We start from the raw sequence: 18,600 nt of genomic DNA on the forward strand, positions 1-18,600 counted from the left end.
AAAAGAAGCGTTGTTGGGAATTTAATCCGAACATACCTTCAAGACTTGTTGCAAATAACTGGCAGATACAGCTTGAGAAAAACGGAGGATGATGCCATTGGGGAATTCTATTTCTACGCCTTGAAGCATTGGTTTTTCATAGTTTACAGCAATAAACTTTGCTGATTTTTCTTTTGGAGCTGATTCCGATTTTAGTTTTTTGTAACGAGACACCCAGTAAGGCAAGATATGAAGTGGTAAATTATGTTGTAGGCTGTAAGCTTTTTGAGTCGATCCGCTAGACAACCAGTCTTCAACTACGGGAAACATTTCTTTGGAGGTGTACATAATTACTTTTTCAGCTAAGTAAAGCAATTACCATCTAATGTAATAGGCTGGTTTATGGGAGGGATACATTTGAAATTGGTAGAAAGTAATCTAAATGAACTATGTTCTCTTTGTGTTCTTCTTTTAATACTCGATTGACAATTTCTTGCCTTTCATTTTTGTAAAACCTCCAGTCAAATTTTTCGATGAACCTTTCTCCAAAAAACAATGATGAAGAACCTACTAAAATCGAAAAAATTAATCCTACTAATTGAAAAGTAGAACGTACTATTTTAAGAGCTTTAATTAGAGTAATAGTCATTATTAAAGCCATTAATATGTAAATACTAATCAGTAGCATTCCGACAGGTCCAGATGTATAATAGTAAAAAATGGGTGCTTGAAGTATAGCTAAAATGCAGAGGGTGAATGTTAAAATATTATTTGTATTTAGCATAGCTGATGTAAAAATTCAGATTAATATATGAGTAAACGAATAAGTATCTAAAAAACTCATTAAAAACATACTAATCAGAATGATTTTATATATTTGCTTTATGAAACAAGAAATTAAATCGGAACTTACACAGCAGTTGATCATCGACAAGGCATTTAACTTGTTTTATAAAAATGGTTTTAAATCCACCAGTATAGATAAAATAATGCATGCGACGAAGCTCTCTAAGGGTGCATTTTATCATCATTTTAAAAATAAGCAAGATATAGGTTTAGCAGTAATTAGCCAGCGGGTGCAAACCAGAATTCTTAATGGAATGATAAAACCTCTGGATTCAAACCAAGAACCTGTTGAGCTACTCAAGCATGTTTTTACTTCTAAAATCAAGTCTTTTTCGATGGAAGAAAAACAAGCGGGTTGCCCGGCAAATAACCTCATCAACGAAATAGGAGATAGTGAATTAGGCTACCAACTCGCTCTTCGAAAAATTATAGACGATTGGAAACAAGCCATTATCAAAGTAATTGAAAATGGAATAAGTACAGGTAGCATTAAACCCGAAGTGGATAGCGCCGCTGTAGCCATTTACCTGATTAGTGCTTTTGAAGGAATTCGAGGAATTAGAAAGCTTTATCAAGACGATCAGATATTGGAAGAATATCTTTTAGGAGTAGGAAATTATATTAATCAACTTAAATAAATTTTTTTGCACAAAAACATACTAACTAGAATGTTTTTGTTAGATTTTAACCAGATGAAAAAAGAACAAAACACAAGAAGAAATTTTGTTAGAAAAAGCTTAGCACTAGGTAGTACAGGACTATTATCAACTACATTATTAAAAGCTGAAAATTTTGAAACCATGAAAAAACCAATTACTGACACCAGTATAAGACCCAAAGTATTGTTTTTTGATGTGAATGAAACCTTGCTCGATTTAGCTCCATTGAAAGCCAGTGTAAATCAGGTTTTACAAGGTAACAAAGAGCTTCTACAGCTTTGGTTTACTACGATGCTACAATATTCATTAGTAAACACAGTAGCCAATAAATACAACAACTTTGGCGAAATAGGTGCAGCAGCTTTAATGATGATCGCCAAGAATAATGGAAAAGAAATTACAGAAGAGGAAGCAAAAAAGGCAATTTCTCCGATTAAATCATTACCACCACATCCAGAAGTAAAGGCAGCACTACAATTATTAAAACAACAAGGTTTCACTTTAGTCTCGCTTACTAATTCTCCTCCTCAGGTTGTGAAAGCGCAATTTACCAATGCGGGCATTATCGATTTGTTTGATGAAATGCTTACTGTAGAAGAGATTGGCAAATACAAACCACATGCAGATACATACAACTGGGCAACGCGAAAAGTGGGTGTACTCCCAGAAGAAAGTATGCTTATTGCCGCACATGGTTGGGATGTTGCAGGAGCAGCTTGGGCAGGTTGGCGAACTGCTTTTATCAGCAGGCCGGGGCAGCAATTATATCCGTTGGCACCAAGACCTGAGCTAGTGGAAGACGATTTATCGATTATCGCAAATAAGCTAATTGCTTTGGTAGAATAACATAATTAATACGGCTAGTACTTCTCATATAAAAAGTCAGTAATTTAATTGCTGGCTTTTTTAGTTTTATATCATCAGTAATCTAAAAATATGGAAAATGAAAGTGCGACAATCAGGTTGAGGGCTGCGAATATGAACGATCTAGAATTGCTTAATCACTGGGATAGGCAACAACATGTAATAGATGCAGACCCAAATGACGATTGGGAGTGGGAGACAGAATTACAAAGAAATCCACCTTGGCGAGAGCAGCTTATTGCTGAGCTAAATGGCAAACCTATTGGCTTTGTACAAATTATAGACCCTGAAAAAGAAGACTCATACTATTGGGGAAATGTGGCTCCAAATCAGCGAGCTATTGACATTTGGATAGGTGAAAAAGAAAATTTGGGAAAAGGCTATGGCACAGAAATGATGCGACAAGCCATCGCCAAATGTTTCGAAAATCCATCAGTTACAGCGATTCTTATAGACCCTTTAGAAAGCAATGCAAGAGCGATTCGCTTCTATGAAAAAATCGGATTTAAATTTTTAGAGCATCGCACATTTGATGAAGACAAGTGTGCTGTTTACATGCTAAATCGATATAATTGGGAATCAGATTAGGAAGAAATGTTGGAAAAATGTAAAAACAAAACTATTTTAGAATCTGATGCTAAGATTACAAATCATAAAAACCAAAGTCAATTTTTATTCAATACTCTTTTTCAGTTATAAATTTACTAGCAGCATTTTAACATCCAGCATACGAGATTTTTACATGCAGTAAATTATTTCTAAATTGTGTTGTCCTTATTCCATAACAAATGCAGACCTTAAACAACAAAGATATTGCTATCCGAATTAAAGAAGGTGACTTTGCTGCACTTGAAAAACTTTATCAAAATAACTGGATAAGGCTGGTTAACTTTTCTTTCGGCATGCTCAAATCAAAAGAAGATGCAGAAGAAGCCGTACAAGATATTTTTATTAGGGTTTGGGAAAACAGAGAAAAACTTAATCCGGAATTACCGATTAATGGTTTTTTGTTTGTGGTAGCAAAAAGGGTAGTACTTAATAAGTTAAGGTCAAAAGCCAAAGAGCTACAAATGGTAGATATCCATGAAAATGATGCTTGGCGAAATTGTTTGGCAGAAGACCAACTGATTTATAGTGAGCTTACCCAAATTTCTGAGCATGCCATAGATAAACTTCCACCAAAAAGGAAAGAGATTTTTTTACTCAGAAAAAACCAAGGATTAACCAATAAAGAAATTGCTGGCCACCTTAATGTTTCTACTCAATATGTTGAGAAACAAATGGCCTTGGCACTAAGTACAATTAGGGCTTACCTACAAGCGCATACAGATATTATACTCCCGCTTATTCTGCTTTTTATTTCCCTCTAAATTTTTTTTGAAAAAAATTACTATCGGAGGTTGGGTGTGCTTCCAATTCCTGTGTATTTATTAATACAGCAGTAAGTATTACAGTAAATAAGAAAATGGACGCTCGTATAGCAAATCTACTAAGAAAGTATTTTTATAATCAGGCGAATGAAGCTGAGTCGATTGAGTTACAAAATTGGCTGGCAGAGCAAGGTTATGAAAATGAATTAGACGATATAATTGTACAATTGTATCAGGAGACGAGCAATAAGGAAACTGTAATCGATACTGATAGTCAAAAAATCTGGACCAACATTGCTACGAAAGTAGATATTCCTAAGCCTCGCAAAACTGTTGTAAGAGAATTCCCAATTCAAAAATCGAATCCGTATTGGAGAGTAGCCGCGGTAGTCACTTTGCTACTCTTGGGCTGGTTGGTATTTACTTATAAATCCAAAGTTAGTGATGAGCAAAAAATAGCAGAAGTAAAATGGATTAGTAGATCAACGGCATTTGGAGAGAAACTTTCTCTCACTTTACCCGATGGTTCTAAGATTAAAGTGAATGCAGGCAGCAAGGTAAAGTTTGCAGAAAACTTTTTAGAATCGGATACCAGAATTATCTACCTGGAAGGCGAATCATTTTTTGATATAGCCAAAATGCCAAGCAAACCTTTTAAGGTAATTACCGGCGAAGTGGAAACTACCGTTCTTGGAACCTCATTTAATGTGCATGCATATCCATCAGATAACAAAGTACAGATTGCTGTATTGACAGGGAAAGTGAATGTAAAAAACGAAACAGCAGAGGTCAATCTCACACCAGACGAAATGGCTACTTTAAAAGATACTGCCTTTGTAAAAACAGGTTTTAACAGAGAAGAAATATTCGGTTGGAAAGACGGAAAGCTCATTTTTAATAAATCCACTTTTGATGAAGTATTAAGCAGTTTAGAGAAGTGGTACGGGGTAGAATTTACTGTTCAAGATGAAAAAATCCGCCGAAAGCAGGTAGGTACTTTTACAGCACAATACCAAAATGAGAGTTTAGAAACTGTATTAAATGGAATTGCTTATTCAGGGAAATTTAATTTTAAGATAGAAGGAAAGAAAGTTTTTTTAAGCAATAAATGAGGTGTTTTTGAAGAATTTAATATCGAAGAATATGAACAGCAGCTAATATACTATTATCTAATTATTACTTAATCACAAAAATACCCTGAAGGCAGATTTTGTCGCGATCATCTGCCTTTCAGGGCTTATGTTTAACTCGTAAACTTAGTAAAAATATGAAATGGAAACTACTTAGACAAATCATCATTATGTCGAAATCCGTGCTATATTGCTTTATGATACAGTGCGTTACGCTATCTGTATTGATTGCGAGCCCTGGAAAGAGCCAATCCAAAAGTGTGGAGGAAATTTATGTTTCAGTAAATCTGAAAAATACTACGCTAGAAGATCTTTTTGATCATATAGAAGCGCAAACAGAATTTGAATTTGCTTACTTCACCAAAGCGCTGGACAAAGAAACCAGACTTAATATAAGAGTGAGCAAAAGCTCTCTTGGAAACATTCTTCGCGAAGTTTCTAAAGAGGCAAATTTGGCATTTAAGCGTGTAAATGATAAAATATACATCAGTAAAAAAACAATTTTAACCCCAAATCTTCAAGAAACGATTGAGGAAGGAGAGGTTGCTCAAGTAGCTATTTCTGGTGTGGTTGTTTCGTCTGAAGATAACAATCCTTTGCCGGGAGTAAGTATACTTATTAAAGGTACTGCCAATGGTACAACTACCAATATTGATGGTAAGTATTCGCTTACAGCCCCATCAGATGCAATCTTACAGTACAGTTACATAGGTTTTGATACGCAAGAAATTGCTGTGGGAGCTCAAAGTGTTATCAACATAACGCTTGCTCCAAACTTAGAGCAGTTAGAAGAAATTGTAGTGGTTGGTTATGGTACTGTAAAGAAAAGTGACTTAACTGGTTCTGTGGTTTCTCTTAAATCAGATAAAATTAATCAAGGGGTAAATACCTCAGTAGATGAATTACTGAAAGGTAGAGCAGCCGGTGTGAGTGTAGTACAAAACAGTTCTGAGCCCGGTGGTGGTGTGTCTATCAGTATTCGCGGGGCGAGTTCTTTTACAGCAGGCACTGCTCCTTTATATGTGATTGATGGATTACCTATTAATAATGCCGCTTTAACAACTGGTTCAGGTTCATTTCCTTCTTCACGATCTCCTGCAAATCCACTAAGCGCATTGAACCCTAATGACATTGAGTCTATCGAAATTCTAAAAGATGCTTCGGCAACGGCAATTTACGGTTCTCGTGGTGCCAATGGAGTAATTTTAATTACCACTAAAAAAGGTAAATCTGATAGAATGCGGGTCAATTACGATGGTTATGTGGGTGTGCAAAATGTATTGGGCAAATTGGATGTACTCAACGCAGATGAATATTATAATGTATTAACTGAGTTGGTAGAAGATGGTGGAGGTTCGGCAGAAGAGGCTGTAACCGGTATTGACAATGGCGGTACAGATTGGCAAGACCTATTACTCAGAGATAATGCCCCTGTTCAAAATCACAACCTTTCTTTATCTGGTGGTAATGAAAAAACGAGTTACTATGCAGCATTAAATTACTTTAATCAAGAAGGTGTGGTGATTAGCTCATCTTTTGAGCGCTACGGAGCAAGAATGAATGTAGATTCTAAAATCACAGACAAGTTAGAAGTGGGAGTAAATCTTAATACCACATTCAGTATTAATGACCTTGTACCTGCACAGTCTTATGGTGTAAACATGGATAATGGAGCATTATATGCTGCTTACAACTTCGATCCTACATTACAACCTTACGATGAAGATGGTAATTATACATTATCACCTTTCCATAGTTTAGATAATCCGTTGGCATTGGCAAATGGCAAATCCTCTTTTGTAAAAAGTTTTAGAACAATGGGCATCGCATATGCTAAATATCAATTGTTACCTTCTCTATCTTTCAAATTGAACTTGGGTACAGATGTAACCAATCAGCGAAAAGATGTGTACATCGATCGTACAACGGTAGATGGAAATGCTAATGGAGGTATAGCCAACATCTTTAATGAAAACCGATCTAATTATCTGGTTGAAGCAACAACTACTTACAGTAAGAAATTTGGAGAACACAGTATAACTGCGCTTGCCGGTGTTACTACACAAAGGTTTTTCTATAATGGTACTTATACCGAAGGCAGATCATTCCCTTCTGATGTTACCGGAACAGACAATATTGGTTTAGGAGACCCAACACTTTATGTAATCGGGAGTAGCAGAGCTGGCTATCAATTACTTTCTTATATGGGTAGAGCAAATTACGCTTGGAAAGATAAATATCTTTTAACTGCTACATTGAGAATTGATGGGTCTTCTCGTTTTGGTAACAATAGTAAATATGGTTATTTCCCATCAGCAGCTTTTGCTTGGAAGATGAAAGAAGAGCCATTTTTAGAAACCGTTGATGCCATTAGTACCATGAAGTTACGTGCAAGCTGGGGGCAAACTGGTAATCAAGAAATTGGTAACTATCAATCAATAACCACCTTTGCTGCTGGAGGAACAGCCGTGTTTAATGTAGGTGGGGCTTCTACCAAAATATCTACTACTGCACCAACAAGAATAGCCAATCCTAATTTAAAATGGGAAACTACAGAGCAGTGGGATATCGGATTAGATTTTGGCTTCTTAGAAGAAAGGGTTTATGGTTCTTTGGAATACTTCGAGAAAAATACCTTTGATATGCTTATCAATTTGCCAGTACCAACCTCTACAGGTTTTACTACGCAGCTTACTAATATAGGTAGCATTAAAAACAAAGGCGTAGAGTTTACCTTAAACACTGTGAACATAGAAGGAGAGTTCAACTGGACTTCAACAATTAATCTGGCGACTATAAGAAATGAGGTAATGGATTTGGGTGGTATCGATCAGATTATTGAAGGTAGTGCTGGTTTTACAGGAGGATTTTTCCTTTCAGAAGAAGGTGAGACTTTGAGATCTTTCTATGGCTATCAAGTTGATGGTGTTTGGCAAAATGATGATGACTTTAGTGTAACTACAGATAATGTAGCTCCGGGAGATTTAAAATACAGAGATGTAAACGAAGATGGTACCGTAAACGCAGACGACAGAGTAATTCTAGGAAACTCATTCCCAGATTTAACATGGTCTTTTGGCAATACACTCGAATACAAAAACTTTGGTTTAATGATTTTCTTCGAAGGTGTAAATGGTGTAAGTATGCTCAATCAAAACTTGGTAGATACTTATTTCCCTATCAACTTTAGAAGAAACAAAATTGCAGAACCTTATTTAAACAGATGGACAGAAGATAATCCTTCAAATAAATATCCTTCCTTTATCAATCCGGGAGGTCAGGGTACCAAACAGGCAAATTCATATACCATTGAAGATGCCTCTTACATCCGTCTAAAAACCGTAACGCTAAGCTATCACCTACCAAAACTGATCGATTCTATTAGTAATGCATCAGTTTATCTAACTGCGAGTAACCTGTTCACCATTACAGATTATAGCGGTATCGATCCGGCAATCAATACCAATGGTAATGCGGTAAGTAGGATAGATTACAATGCTTATCCAACAGCAAAATCAGTTCTTCTTGGTGTAAAACTTAGCTTCTAAATGATCTGAAATATGAAAAAGATATTAAAATATAATTTGATACTTCTGATATTGATGATGTTCTCTTGTGAAGACGTATTGGAAGAAAAAGTATATTCTCAATTAGCACCCGAAAACTTTCTTACTACAGACGAAGGTGTGCGGTCTGTTTTATTCTCCTCTTATTCTCAGGCATATCTCAATGGATATTCGCACCATAGTGTTAGAAATATTTTAGAGTGGTGTACAGATATTGAGTGGGAAACTGGTGGCGGTGAAAACCTCACCGCTGTGTTAATGATTGGTTTCACTTGGGACCCGACAGTAGGTTGGATGTATGGAGATATGTGGCAAAAGCCTTACAGAGGAGTGAGAAATGCCAACATCGTAATTGAAAACCTAGAGGGTTCAGAAATTCCAGAAGATAGCAGAACACTGTATTTAGCCGAAGCCAGATTTTTACGAGCACTTTCTTATAATTATATGTACTCATGGTTTGGTCCAGTGCCGCTAAGAAAAAGTACCGAAGACGATTTGGAACTCCCAAGAGCTACAGATACAGAAATGCAGGAATATATTGAATCTGAATTGTTGGCTTCTATTTCTGGTCTACCAGAACCGGGCAGCGAAGAATGGGGCGGAAGAGCTACTAAAGGAGCTGCACGTTCAGTACTGACTAAATTTTACCTCAATACCAAGCAATGGCAAAAAGCAGCCGATATGGCAAAAGAGGTAATGGATATGGGGAGTTATGCACTATACCCAGATATCGAGCAATTATTTAGAGTAGAAAATGAAGTAAATACGGAGTTTATTCTTAGCTATCCGCAAATTGCTGGTGGCCCCGGTTGCAACTATATGAATGGCGCATTTCCTCCGGGTTTTGCAAGTCATCCGGCAACGGGTTTAACTTTCCAAACTTCTTGGAGAAACTGGGCTGCACAGTATCGTTTGTACGACAATTTTTATAATACTTTCGAGGAAGGCGATCTTAGAAAAAATCTCATTGTAGATTCTTACATCAATGGTGGTGGTGAAACAGTTTCTTTGCTAGATGCCAATAATACGAGGTCATTCAAGTATTGGCCAGATCCAAATGGCACAGGTAATGAGCATGGAAATGATGTTGCTGCAATTCGTTATTCAGACATTTTACTTTCCAGAGCAGAAGCGCTAAACGAGCTAAATGGTCCTAACCAAGAATCTATTGATTTAATAAACCAAGTGAGAGAGCGAGCAGGTTTGGAAGATATCGTATTGAGTGATTTTGGAAGTACCGAAGCATTAAGAATGCACTTGTTAGATGAAAGAGGCTGGGAGTTTTACTCAGAAGGTTTAAGAAGAGAAGACCAGATTAGAATGGGAACTTTCATTTCTTCTGCGATAGAAAGAGGAGTTACCAATGCAAAAGAAACACACAAATTATTCCCAATTCCGCAATCTGCATTAGATGCAAATCCGATGTTGGTGCAAAACGATGGGTATTAAAAGTTGAAAAGAACAGTACTGGTTATAAATTCAGTACTGCTCTTTTTTAATGAGGTAAGGTAGATAAAGAAAATCCAGCTAAATAGACGGATATATTTTTTCTTATTTCAGATGCATAAAAGAATGGTTGACGAATGAGATAGTTAAATTGGTTAATGAACTAAAAATCAACTTAGTAAGTTGTGCAGATTCTTGAATTTCTACAAGAAAAAGTATACGAAGAATGATGTACAAACAAAATTGCAAAACAACGATGAAGAAAAACTTTTTGTTACTAACGGCATTATTATTCAGCTTGCTAGCCAATGCACAATGGCAGCCAGCGGGTGATAAAATTAAAACAAAATGGGCTGAAGAGATCGATGTAAATAATGTATTAGGTGAATATCCGAGACCGATTATGGAGCGTAGCGATTGGATGAACTTAAACGGTTTGTGGGATTATGCCATACAAGAAAAAGGTTTACAAAAACCAGCTAGCTTCGATGGTAAAATCTTAGTGCCATTTGCAGTGGAATCGAGCCTTTCTGGTGTGCAAAAAAGAGTAGACAAAGAAAACGAACTATGGTATAGCAGAACTTTTACTGTGCCTAGAGCATGGGCAAAAAAAGATGTTTTATTACACTTTGGTGCTGTAGATTGGAGAGCAGAAGTTTGGCTAAACGATGTAAAAATAGGCACGCACGAAGGTGGTTATTCACCTTTCTCATTTAACATTACTCCTTTCTTAAATTCTGGTTCTCAGAAGTTAGTGGTAAAAGTTTGGGATCCATCAGATCAGGGACCACAGCCAAGAGGCAAACAAGTTAAAAAGCCTGAAGGTATTTGGTATACACCAGTTACCGGAATCTGGCAAACTGTATGGATTGAGCCAGTTGCTGAGAAGTCAATTGCTTACATCAAAACTACTCCAGACATCGACCAAAACACTGTGTTTTTCTCATTCGAAACTACCGACGAAGAATATGGCGATTTAATTGAGATAAAGGTTAAAGATGGAGCAACAGTGCTTACCACAGAAAAAGTGGCATTAGGACAAGAAGCGGCAATTACTTTAAAAGAACCTAAACTATGGAGTCCGGAATCTCCTAATTTATACGACTTAGAAATTTCACTCATCAGCAATGGCAAAGTGACTGACATGGTAAAAAGCTATTTTGCTATGCGTAAAATTTCTACCAAACGCGATGATAAAGGCATTGTAAGGCTGCAATTAAACAACAAAGACTATTTCCAATTTGGCCCGCTTGATCAGGGTTGGTGGCCAGATGGTTTATACACAGCACCAACTGATGAAGCTTTGGCTTACGACATCAAAAAGACCAAAGATTTTGGCTTTAACATGATTCGTAAACACGTAAAAGTAGAGCCTGCTAGATGGTATACCCACTGTGATAAATTAGGCATTTTGGTATGGCAAGATATGCCTAATGGCGATGCTTTTCCAATTTGGCAAAATAGAAAATATTTTGATGGGAATGAATTGCAAAGAACAGCAGCATCTGAGGCGATCTACCGCACAGAGTGGAAAGAAATTATGGATGCTTTCTATTCTTACCCGAGTATAGTTTGCTGGGTGCCATTTAACGAAGGTTGGGGACAGTTTAAAACTGAAGAGATTGTAAAATGGACGAAAGATTATGATCCTTCAAGATTGGTAAACCCTGCTAGTGGTGGTAACCATTTCCGTGTGGGTGACATGCTTGACTTACATAACTACCCTGCACCAGAAATGTATTTGTATGATGCGCAAAGAGCCACTGTTTTAGGCGAGTATGGTGGTATCGGTTTGGCTTTAGACGACCACTTATGGGTTCCAGATAGAAACTGGGGCTATGTTCAGTTTAAAAACTCGGAAGAGGTGACTAAAGAATATGTAAAATATGCGAAGCAATTAGAAAATTTAGCAAAATCTGGTTTTTCTGCTGCCATTTATACTCAAACAACAGACGTTGAAGTAGAAGTAAACGGTTTGATGACTTATGATAGAAAAGTGATCAAAATAGACGAAGCAAAAGTGAAGAAAGCAAATGAAGCAGTGATTAACTCCATCAACGAATAAGAATAATTAGAAGCAGGTTGTCTTTATATTTGGTTTGAAGTACAGCCTGCTTTCTTTACTTCTATACAGCTAATTCCAAATTCAAACCTATAATTATAAAATAAGTAATGACAATCATTAGCAAATTTACATCAAGTAGTGTTGCCAAGCCATTTGTGCTAAAAGTTGCCACTATGTTGATTGGAATGTTATTGTTCTCTTGTAACAAGGAAGAACAAAAAACTACCGCAGAAGAAGTTTCAGAAAGACCTAATATCATTTTAATAATGGCAGATGATTTAGGCTTTTCAGATTTGGGCTGCTATGGTGGCGAAATTGAAACTCCTAACTTAGACTGGTTAGCTGGAAACGGTTTAAGATTTACCCAGTTTTATAATACTTCTAGATGCTGCCCGACAAGAGCCTCCTTGTTAACTGGTTTGTATAACCATCAAGCAGGTATTGGGCATATGACTACTGAGACTGGCAAAGATGGTTACAGAGGTCACTTGGTAGAAACATCTGTAACATTGGCTGAGGTGCTTAAAGAATCAGGTTACCACACAGGTATGGTGGGCAAATGGCACGTATCTAACACCGTGGTGCAAGATACTCCTGAGAAGCAAATGGCTTGGCTAAATCACCAGACTTCTCATCCTAAATTTTCGCCTTTAGATCAATATCCGGTAAATAGAGGTTTCGAAAAATACTATGGAAACATTTGGGGTGTGGTGGATTTCTTCGATCCATTTAGCTTGGTAAATGGTACTGAGCCTGTTACTGAAGTTCCAGAAAACTATTACCACACAGATGCGATTAACGATACTGCTTCGGCATACATCAAAGAATTTAGCAAAGAAGATAAGCCATTCTTTTTATATGTAGCGCATACTGCACCTCACTGGCCATTACATGCTTTGCCAGAAGACATTGCCAAGTATGAGGAAACCTACAAAGTGGGTTGGGATGTAATTCGTGAATCTCGCTACAAGAGGTTGGTGAATAACGGCATTTTAGATTCAACAAAATATAAATTAACTCCACGTTGGAAAAATGATTTGGCTTGGGACGATAACCCAGATAAAGAATGGGATGCCAGAGCAATGGCAGTACACGCAGCTATGATCGATAGAATGGATCAAGGTATTGGCAGAATTATTAAAACCCTTCAAGAAACAGGAGAGATGGATAATACATTGATTGTTTTCTTAAGTGATAATGGAGCTAGCCCAGAAGATTGTATGCGTTATGGTCCTGGTTTCGATAGACCTGGTCAGACTAGAGATGGAGAAGAAATAGCTTATCCGGTGAACAAAGATGTGATGCCTGGCCCTCAAACTAGTTTTGCCTCAATCGGACAGCGTTGGGCAAATGTAGCCAACACCCCATTTAGCTATTGGAAAATGGAATCTTACGAAGGTGGAATTCACACACCTATGATTGCTCACTGGCCAAAAGGAATTACTGCCGAGAAAGGAAGCATTTCTACACAAATTGGTCATGTAATGGATTTTATGGCAACTTTTGCAGATGTAGGAGAAGCAGCATATCCAAGTACATTTAATGGGAATCAGATTACACCATTGCAAGGTAAAAGCTTAAAAGCGGTTTTCGAAGGCAAGCAAAGAGATGGGCATCCAGTATTATTTAACGAGCACGAAGGAGGCCGTTATGTGAGAACTCCAGAATGGAAACTCGTGAAACTAGATGGAAATACACCATGGGCATTGTACGAAATTGATGGAGATAGATCTGAGACGAATGATGTTTCAGAACAACATCCAGAAGTGGTACAAGAGCTAGATAGTATGTGGCAAGATTGGGCAATGGCAAACCATGTGCTTCCAAAGCCATAAATAATTAAAGCAGTAAATAGAAAATGAAAAATTGAAATTGTGACAATCTTAACTACTATACATAAATACAGGTTTCAGCTAATCCGATACTTATCCATTGTATTGATGGCTGGAGCCTGTCAATCTTCCAATTTACCAGAAAGCGAGAGCAAAGCAGAAAAGCCCAACATTATATTGATTATGTCTGATGATATGGGTTATTCCGATCTGGGTTGCTATGGTGGAGAAATTAACACGCCCAACCTAGATTATTTGGCAAAAAATGGCTTACAGTTTACCCAGTTCTATAATACAGCCAGATGTTGCCCTACAAGAGCATCTTTGCTTACTGGACTTTATCCGCATCAAGCAGGTATTGGGCACATGACCAACCCACCGGGAAATCCCACTGGGCACAACTATGGTTTCGCAGAGTATCAGGGTTCTTTGAATCAAAATACCAGAACCATTGCTGAGGTTTTGGGCGATGCGGGTTATACTACACTTATGTCTGGCAAGTGGCATTTAGGCATGGAAGACAGCACGCAATGGCCGTTACAAAGAGGTTTTGATAAGTATTATGGTATACTAAGCGGAGCGAGTAATTACTTTAAACCGGTGCATCCGAGAGGGATTACAGAACAAAATGAGCAAATAGAAATTAGTGATGAGCAATTCTATACCACCGATGCATTTACTAAAAAGGCGATAGATTTTATTGGCGAAACCAAAGAAGCACCTTTCTTTTTGTATCTGGCATATACATCGCCGCACTGGCCTATACAAGCACCCAAAGAAGAAATCGATAAGTACAGAAATAAATATCTGGAAGGTTGGGCGAAACTGAGAGAAGCGCGTTACAAGCGCCAGCAAGAATTAGGGCTAATAGATAGCCAGTGGGAATTGAGTCCGCAAGATGGTAAAGAGTGGGAAAGCTTGCCTAAAGAAAAGCGAGAAGAAATGGCTTTGCGCATGGCAATTTATGCCGCTCAAATTGATCGGATGGACCAGAATGTAGGCAAACTGATTAACTACTTAAAAGAAACAAATAAGCTGGATAACACACTCATTATATTTTTAGATGATAATGGTGCTTGTGCAGAAGGTGGGATGCTCGGTGGGGGTTCGGCAGATTTGTTAGAAACGAGAGAGGGCTTTTTCTTAACCTATGGACAAAGTTGGGCAAATGCTTCTAACACACCTTTTAGAGAATACAAGCATTACATACACGAAGGTGGAATTTCTACTCCGCTCATCGTGCACTGGCCTGCGGGAATCGATCAAGCCAAGCAAGGTAGCAAGGTGAAACAATATGGCTTTTTACCAGATATTATGGCGACATTGGTAGACTTAAGCGGAGCTACTTACAGCCAAAATTCTAATATTCCACCCATGCAAGGGGAAAGTCTATTGCCAATAATAAAAGGAGCAAAAGCCAACATTCACGAAAAACCTATCTTTTGGGAACACGAAGGCAACAAAGCGGTAAGGCTAGGCAAATATAAATTGGTAATGAAATGGAAAGATAAAGACAGTAACCATTGGGAATTGTACGACATAGATGCAGACCGTTCTGAGCAACACGATCTAGCTGCACAGATACCAGATAAAGTAAATGAAATGCAAGCCATGTGGCAAGAATGGGCAAGTGCAAACAAAGTAAAACCTTGGAACGAAATTATTGATATTCTGAGTAGTAAGTAGAGTTTATCGCGATAGCGTTTTTACATATCGTGTATTTTCTAAAACACCTTCAATTTGGAGGTGTTTTGTTTTTTCAATTACTGAATTTTTTAGATTTGAGGGAAATTTTGGCTTAAGAAAATTAATGAGATGAAAGAATGTCTAATCAAAATAAACTTTGTGTTACTATTAATAATAATTATTTGTTCTTGTAAAAAGAATACAGATTTAAATGATAATAATATATTGACCCCTCCATTAAATATCTCAATTAATGATCTAGTTAATAAGGGGTTTAAGAAAATTGATTCTCTCAATACCATATCTAAAAGTATTAAAATTGAAGGAGGAGGAATAATTGAATATGATTTTATAGATGACCATATATTTAATAGAAGTATTTGTCTTTTAAATATTGATAGTATACAAGCAGTTAATTGGATTGAAAATAATAATGGGGCAATTGTTTCTAATTGGGAAAAAACAGGTAAGAGGAAATATAAATTCTTTGTTAAAGATAGGTATTCAGGTTTAATAAATGAGGCAGTTTTTATTAGGAATAACTTGGTGATATATTTTGATTATCCAGATTCGGAACAAGGAGAATTACAAAAGTATAGAACCATTGATAAAGAGGGTAAAGTAACTATTAAATGGATAAAGAGTTTTGGTGAAATTGTTACTATAAAACCAATTCCATAATTATGTTTATGATTAATTAACTATTAGGGCCGTACATACGCTAGTTACGTCCTGAGATTTAGAGGGGTAGTCCTATAATTTAAATGATTCTTTTATTATAAGGCTGCTACTTACTTCTAAATTTCAATAAGTCGTAGGGTTAAATCTGCTTTTTGAGCTAAGTCTGAAGAGCTTTCTATCATGTCTTCACCTAATAGACCGGCAAATTCGTCTGGAACATCTTCGTTGGATATTCTAAACTACCACTCATTTTCTTTTTAGAAAAATAGCCTTCTTGCCAATCTATTTTTCCCGGATAATAGCCGTCTAATCCAGAAAAAGAAAATGGCTTTTCATTTAATTTTTCAAGCTCTTTTACACCTGTACCAATGGTAATTCCTTCTGTGGTTTTCCAATCTGTGCCCTTCTCAGTAATTAGAATGTGAGACAATGTGGTTTTAGTCGCCTCATCTGCCCAATAAATATTCACTTGGTTTTTTGTATCAGGAAATAGTATTGTAAAATGGTAATCACTATCTGGGTTAGATTCAACTTCACCTACTACATTATCTCCGTATTTTTGCTTTAACTCTTCTTCAGAATCAAACTCAAGTAAATTATCTAGTATAAAATTATCAGCTGAAGGAGCTGTTTCATTTGATTGAGTTGACTCAGTTTTCTCCAATGAACTCACACTATTTGCATTGTGCACTTCTAAGCTTTGTGTATCAGTAGATTCAGGCATCTTTTTATCTGAACAAGCTAGAAGAGTAAGAGCTGACAAAAGAGTAAGTGCTATCTTTTTCATTTTAAAATAATTTATGGGGGTAGAAAGATTTTACTAAACACTTATTTTTTTGTAGTAATTACTGTTATTGAGTCCCATTCTCAACGCAGAGAAAAATGTTTATTATGTGGCTTTTTAGATAGAAATCGGCATATTTTTCTATTAGCTACATTCAGAGAAGATAAATAAATTGAAAATGCATTCATGAAAAAATTACTTCATTTCAAGTTTGTAATTATACTTTTGGCAAGTTTCCTTACTCATTGCCAACACGAAAAAAATGGATTAAACCAAATGGATGATCGTGTTAAATATGATGTTGAAATCAACTATTCAGATTATTCAAACAGAAGTAAATCTGAGCATATTAACAGCCTATTTGCCAAAGATTCACTTTATTTATTTGTAGAAGTCGGCTTTAAAAATGATTTGCTAAGCGTCTATATAAATGGCGATCAGGTAATTAAGGATACAATTTCCACAGAAGATCAATCTGGCTATGCAGCACATTATACTTTGGGCAAATTGCCAAATGTAAAACAGCTTGGTGTGAGAATAAACAATGGTAAGCTTGCCCTTATGGAAATCAGCAATATGAATTTGATAAACTTAAACTTTCGAGATGAGAAATTAATCTTATCAGTTTTAGACAATGTTCCATTCTACGATTAAAAAAAGCTTAACCATTACCGATTAAGCTTTCTTTTTATGTTTTAAAAACCTAATTGCTATCTGGCAAATCGGGTTTGTAATTTTCTGATATGTTTAAAATTGAATAGGAATAAACCCACAAAAATGATTGAGTAACCTACTAACTGTTGGATATTGAGCTCTTCATTAAAGAAAGTGAACGCCAACATAAAATTCATTAATGGGTTGATGTAAAGTAAAATACCCACAGTGGTTGAGTTCACTTTATTTAGTGCATATAAGTTTAAGAACAATGGCAATATGGTAAACAGAATGGCAATTGCTGAGATTGTTCCATAAAATGTAAAAGAAGCCGGAGCACTATCTAGCAACAGATTAATACTTAAGGATAGAATAAATAGTGAGAAATATATCTGAATAGCTAACATCACCATTCTATCAAACCCTTGATTTTTTCTTTGTGTAATTAGGTACAAAGCATAAGTTAAAGCTGTAATAAAACTATAGCTCAGTTCTTCGAAAGAACTCATACCTATTAAAGCACAGCTAATAATACATATAAAAACAGCTAGCCATTGCATCTTATTGAGGTGTTCTTTAAGAATGGCGACTCCTAAAACTGCTGTAATTACCGGACACATTAAGTAGGTAAAAGAGGCTGTTTTCACATTGATGTTATTTACAATGTGTATAAAAATGAGCCAGTTAAGCGTAAGCAAAATACCTCCAAAGAGTGTTAACCAAACCACACTCATTCGCTTCTTCTTTTCAAGACTTTTAAAGTAATACCAGTCTTGTTTTATAGAAGATCTTTTAAAACTAAGTAAAAAGATGGTGAGAAAGAGTGCTGAAAAAAAGATTCTAAAGTACAGAATTTCTCCAGGACTAAAGTCTTTTAGTGTTCTTAAGGGGATGGCAAAAACTCCCCATAAAACAAAGGCGCCAATAGCAGCGAGGTAGTGTTTTTGATTTTCCATAGCATAAAGTGCCAGTAAGTCAGTAAGTAAAAAATACAATACTGCTTTTGTGCCTATTTAGTTCCAGAAGTTGAGATATATT

General features: G+C 36.5%; 16 protein-coding genes. 12 read left to right on the plus strand and 4 right to left on the minus strand.

The window, feature by feature from the left end; all coding sequences use genetic code 11:
- Positions 1 to 21: 21 nt before the first annotated feature.
- Together tnpA and OQ292_RS36405 are read right to left on the minus strand one after the other, a co-directional pair.
- Positions 22 to 327 carry an IS66 family insertion sequence element accessory protein TnpA gene (gene tnpA, locus OQ292_RS36400; RefSeq protein WP_284689195.1) on the minus strand — a complete coding sequence of 102 codons (306 nt, stop codon included), beginning with the start codon at positions 325 to 327 and terminating at the stop codon, positions 22 to 24.
- 52 nt (positions 328 to 379) lie between these two features.
- The gene (locus OQ292_RS36405) at positions 380 to 628 is read right to left on the minus strand and encodes a hypothetical protein (protein ID WP_284689196.1); all 249 of its coding nucleotides are present in this window, start codon (positions 626 to 628) and stop codon (positions 380 to 382) included.
- 235 nt (positions 629 to 863) lie between these two features.
- Here OQ292_RS36405 and OQ292_RS36410 point away from each other — a divergent pair, with 235 nt between their 5' ends.
- The 11 genes from OQ292_RS36410 to OQ292_RS36460 all read left to right on the plus strand — a co-directional run bounded on the left by OQ292_RS36410 (position 864) and on the right by OQ292_RS36460 (position 16,124).
- Positions 864 to 1,463 carry a TetR/AcrR family transcriptional regulator gene (locus OQ292_RS36410; RefSeq protein ID WP_284689197.1) on the plus strand — a complete coding sequence of 200 codons (600 nt, stop codon included), beginning with the start codon at positions 864 to 866 and terminating at the stop codon, positions 1,461 to 1,463.
- Between the two features lie 54 nt (positions 1,464 to 1,517).
- Positions 1,518 to 2,330 (plus strand): haloacid dehalogenase type II, encoded by an 813-nt coding sequence (locus tag OQ292_RS36415; protein ID WP_284689198.1) that lies wholly within the window; start codon positions 1,518 to 1,520, stop codon positions 2,328 to 2,330.
- A 90-nt stretch (positions 2,331 to 2,420) separates the two neighbouring features.
- Positions 2,421 to 2,936, plus strand: coding sequence for a GNAT family N-acetyltransferase (locus OQ292_RS36420; protein ID WP_284689199.1), 516 nt, complete (start codon positions 2,421 to 2,423; stop codon positions 2,934 to 2,936).
- A 200-nt stretch (positions 2,937 to 3,136) separates the two neighbouring features.
- Complete coding sequence (locus OQ292_RS36425; RefSeq protein WP_284689200.1) at positions 3,137 to 3,718, plus strand: RNA polymerase sigma-70 factor; 582 nt, start codon at positions 3,137 to 3,139, stop codon at positions 3,716 to 3,718.
- Between the two features lie 95 nt (positions 3,719 to 3,813).
- Positions 3,814 to 4,830: a FecR family protein gene (locus OQ292_RS36430; protein WP_284689201.1), complete on the plus strand. Its 1,017-nt coding sequence runs from the start codon at positions 3,814 to 3,816 to the stop codon at positions 4,828 to 4,830.
- A 278-nt stretch (positions 4,831 to 5,108) separates the two neighbouring features.
- A complete protein-coding gene (locus tag OQ292_RS36435; RefSeq protein ID WP_284689202.1) occupies positions 5,109 to 8,396 on the plus strand; it encodes a SusC/RagA family TonB-linked outer membrane protein in 3,288 nt (1,095 codons plus the stop codon).
- 12 nt (positions 8,397 to 8,408) lie between these two features.
- On the plus strand, positions 8,409 to 9,863 hold the full coding sequence (locus OQ292_RS36440; RefSeq protein WP_284689203.1) for a RagB/SusD family nutrient uptake outer membrane protein: 1,455 nt from the start codon (positions 8,409 to 8,411) through the stop codon (positions 9,861 to 9,863).
- A 253-nt stretch (positions 9,864 to 10,116) separates the two neighbouring features.
- A complete protein-coding gene (locus OQ292_RS36445; RefSeq protein ID WP_284689204.1) occupies positions 10,117 to 11,925 on the plus strand; it encodes a glycoside hydrolase family 2 protein in 1,809 nt (602 codons plus the stop codon).
- Between the two features lie 107 nt (positions 11,926 to 12,032).
- Positions 12,033 to 13,760: an arylsulfatase gene (locus OQ292_RS36450; RefSeq protein ID WP_431733810.1), complete on the plus strand. Its 1,728-nt coding sequence runs from the start codon at positions 12,033 to 12,035 to the stop codon at positions 13,758 to 13,760.
- Positions 13,761 to 13,799: 39 nt separating this feature from the next.
- Entirely contained in the window at positions 13,800 to 15,443 is a 1,644-nt protein-coding gene (locus OQ292_RS36455) for an arylsulfatase (protein ID WP_284689205.1), read from the plus strand.
- Positions 15,444 to 15,602: 159 nt separating this feature from the next.
- A complete protein-coding gene (locus OQ292_RS36460; protein WP_284689206.1) occupies positions 15,603 to 16,124 on the plus strand; it encodes a hypothetical protein in 522 nt (173 codons plus the stop codon).
- A 190-nt stretch (positions 16,125 to 16,314) separates the two neighbouring features.
- Here the strand turns inward: OQ292_RS36460 and OQ292_RS36465 are convergent, their stop codons facing one another.
- Positions 16,315 to 16,911, minus strand: a complete 597-nt coding sequence (locus OQ292_RS36465) for a hypothetical protein (protein WP_284689207.1) — start codon at positions 16,909 to 16,911, stop codon at positions 16,315 to 16,317.
- A 183-nt stretch (positions 16,912 to 17,094) separates the two neighbouring features.
- Between OQ292_RS36465 and OQ292_RS36470 the strand changes: the two genes are divergently transcribed.
- Complete coding sequence (locus OQ292_RS36470) at positions 17,095 to 17,562, plus strand: hypothetical protein (protein WP_284689208.1); 468 nt, start codon at positions 17,095 to 17,097, stop codon at positions 17,560 to 17,562.
- A gap of 56 nt (positions 17,563 to 17,618) precedes the next feature.
- On the opposite strand, the gene OQ292_RS36475 is transcribed toward OQ292_RS36470, so the two are convergent.
- Complete coding sequence (locus tag OQ292_RS36475; protein ID WP_284689209.1) at positions 17,619 to 18,518, minus strand: EamA family transporter; 900 nt, start codon at positions 18,516 to 18,518, stop codon at positions 17,619 to 17,621.
- Positions 18,519 to 18,600 lie beyond the last annotated feature (82 nt).

It is taken from the genome of Chondrinema litorale, from assembly GCF_026250525.1.
GTDB classification, from domain to species: Bacteria; Bacteroidota; Bacteroidia; order Cytophagales; family Flammeovirgaceae; genus Chondrinema; species Chondrinema litorale.

Bases quoted from the DNA above. Each gene is read 5' to 3' on its own strand.
- tnpA (WP_284689195.1), bottom strand. From the start codon at position 327: ATGTACACCTCCAAAGAAATGTTTCCCGTAGTTGAAGACTGGTTGTCT.
- OQ292_RS36405 (WP_284689196.1), bottom strand. From the start codon at position 628: ATGACTATTACTCTAATTAAAGCTCTTAAAATAGTACGTTCTACTTTT.
- OQ292_RS36410 (WP_284689197.1), top strand. From the start codon at position 864: ATGAAACAAGAAATTAAATCGGAACTTACACAGCAGTTGATCATCGAC.
- OQ292_RS36415 (WP_284689198.1), top strand. From the start codon at position 1,518: ATGAAAAAAGAACAAAACACAAGAAGAAATTTTGTTAGAAAAAGCTTA.
- OQ292_RS36420 (WP_284689199.1), top strand. From the start codon at position 2,421: ATGGAAAATGAAAGTGCGACAATCAGGTTGAGGGCTGCGAATATGAAC.
- OQ292_RS36425 (WP_284689200.1), top strand. From the start codon at position 3,137: ATGCAGACCTTAAACAACAAAGATATTGCTATCCGAATTAAAGAAGGT.
- OQ292_RS36430 (WP_284689201.1), top strand. From the start codon at position 3,814: ATGGACGCTCGTATAGCAAATCTACTAAGAAAGTATTTTTATAATCAG.
- OQ292_RS36440 (WP_284689203.1), top strand. From the start codon at position 8,409: ATGAAAAAGATATTAAAATATAATTTGATACTTCTGATATTGATGATG.
- OQ292_RS36445 (WP_284689204.1), top strand. From the start codon at position 10,117: ATGAAGAAAAACTTTTTGTTACTAACGGCATTATTATTCAGCTTGCTA.
- OQ292_RS36450 (WP_431733810.1), top strand. From the start codon at position 12,033: ATGACAATCATTAGCAAATTTACATCAAGTAGTGTTGCCAAGCCATTT.
- OQ292_RS36465 (WP_284689207.1), bottom strand. From the start codon at position 16,911: ATGAAAAAGATAGCACTTACTCTTTTGTCAGCTCTTACTCTTCTAGCT.
- OQ292_RS36470 (WP_284689208.1), top strand. From the start codon at position 17,095: ATGAAAAAATTACTTCATTTCAAGTTTGTAATTATACTTTTGGCAAGT.
- OQ292_RS36475 (WP_284689209.1), bottom strand. From the start codon at position 18,518: ATGGAAAATCAAAAACACTACCTCGCTGCTATTGGCGCCTTTGTTTTA.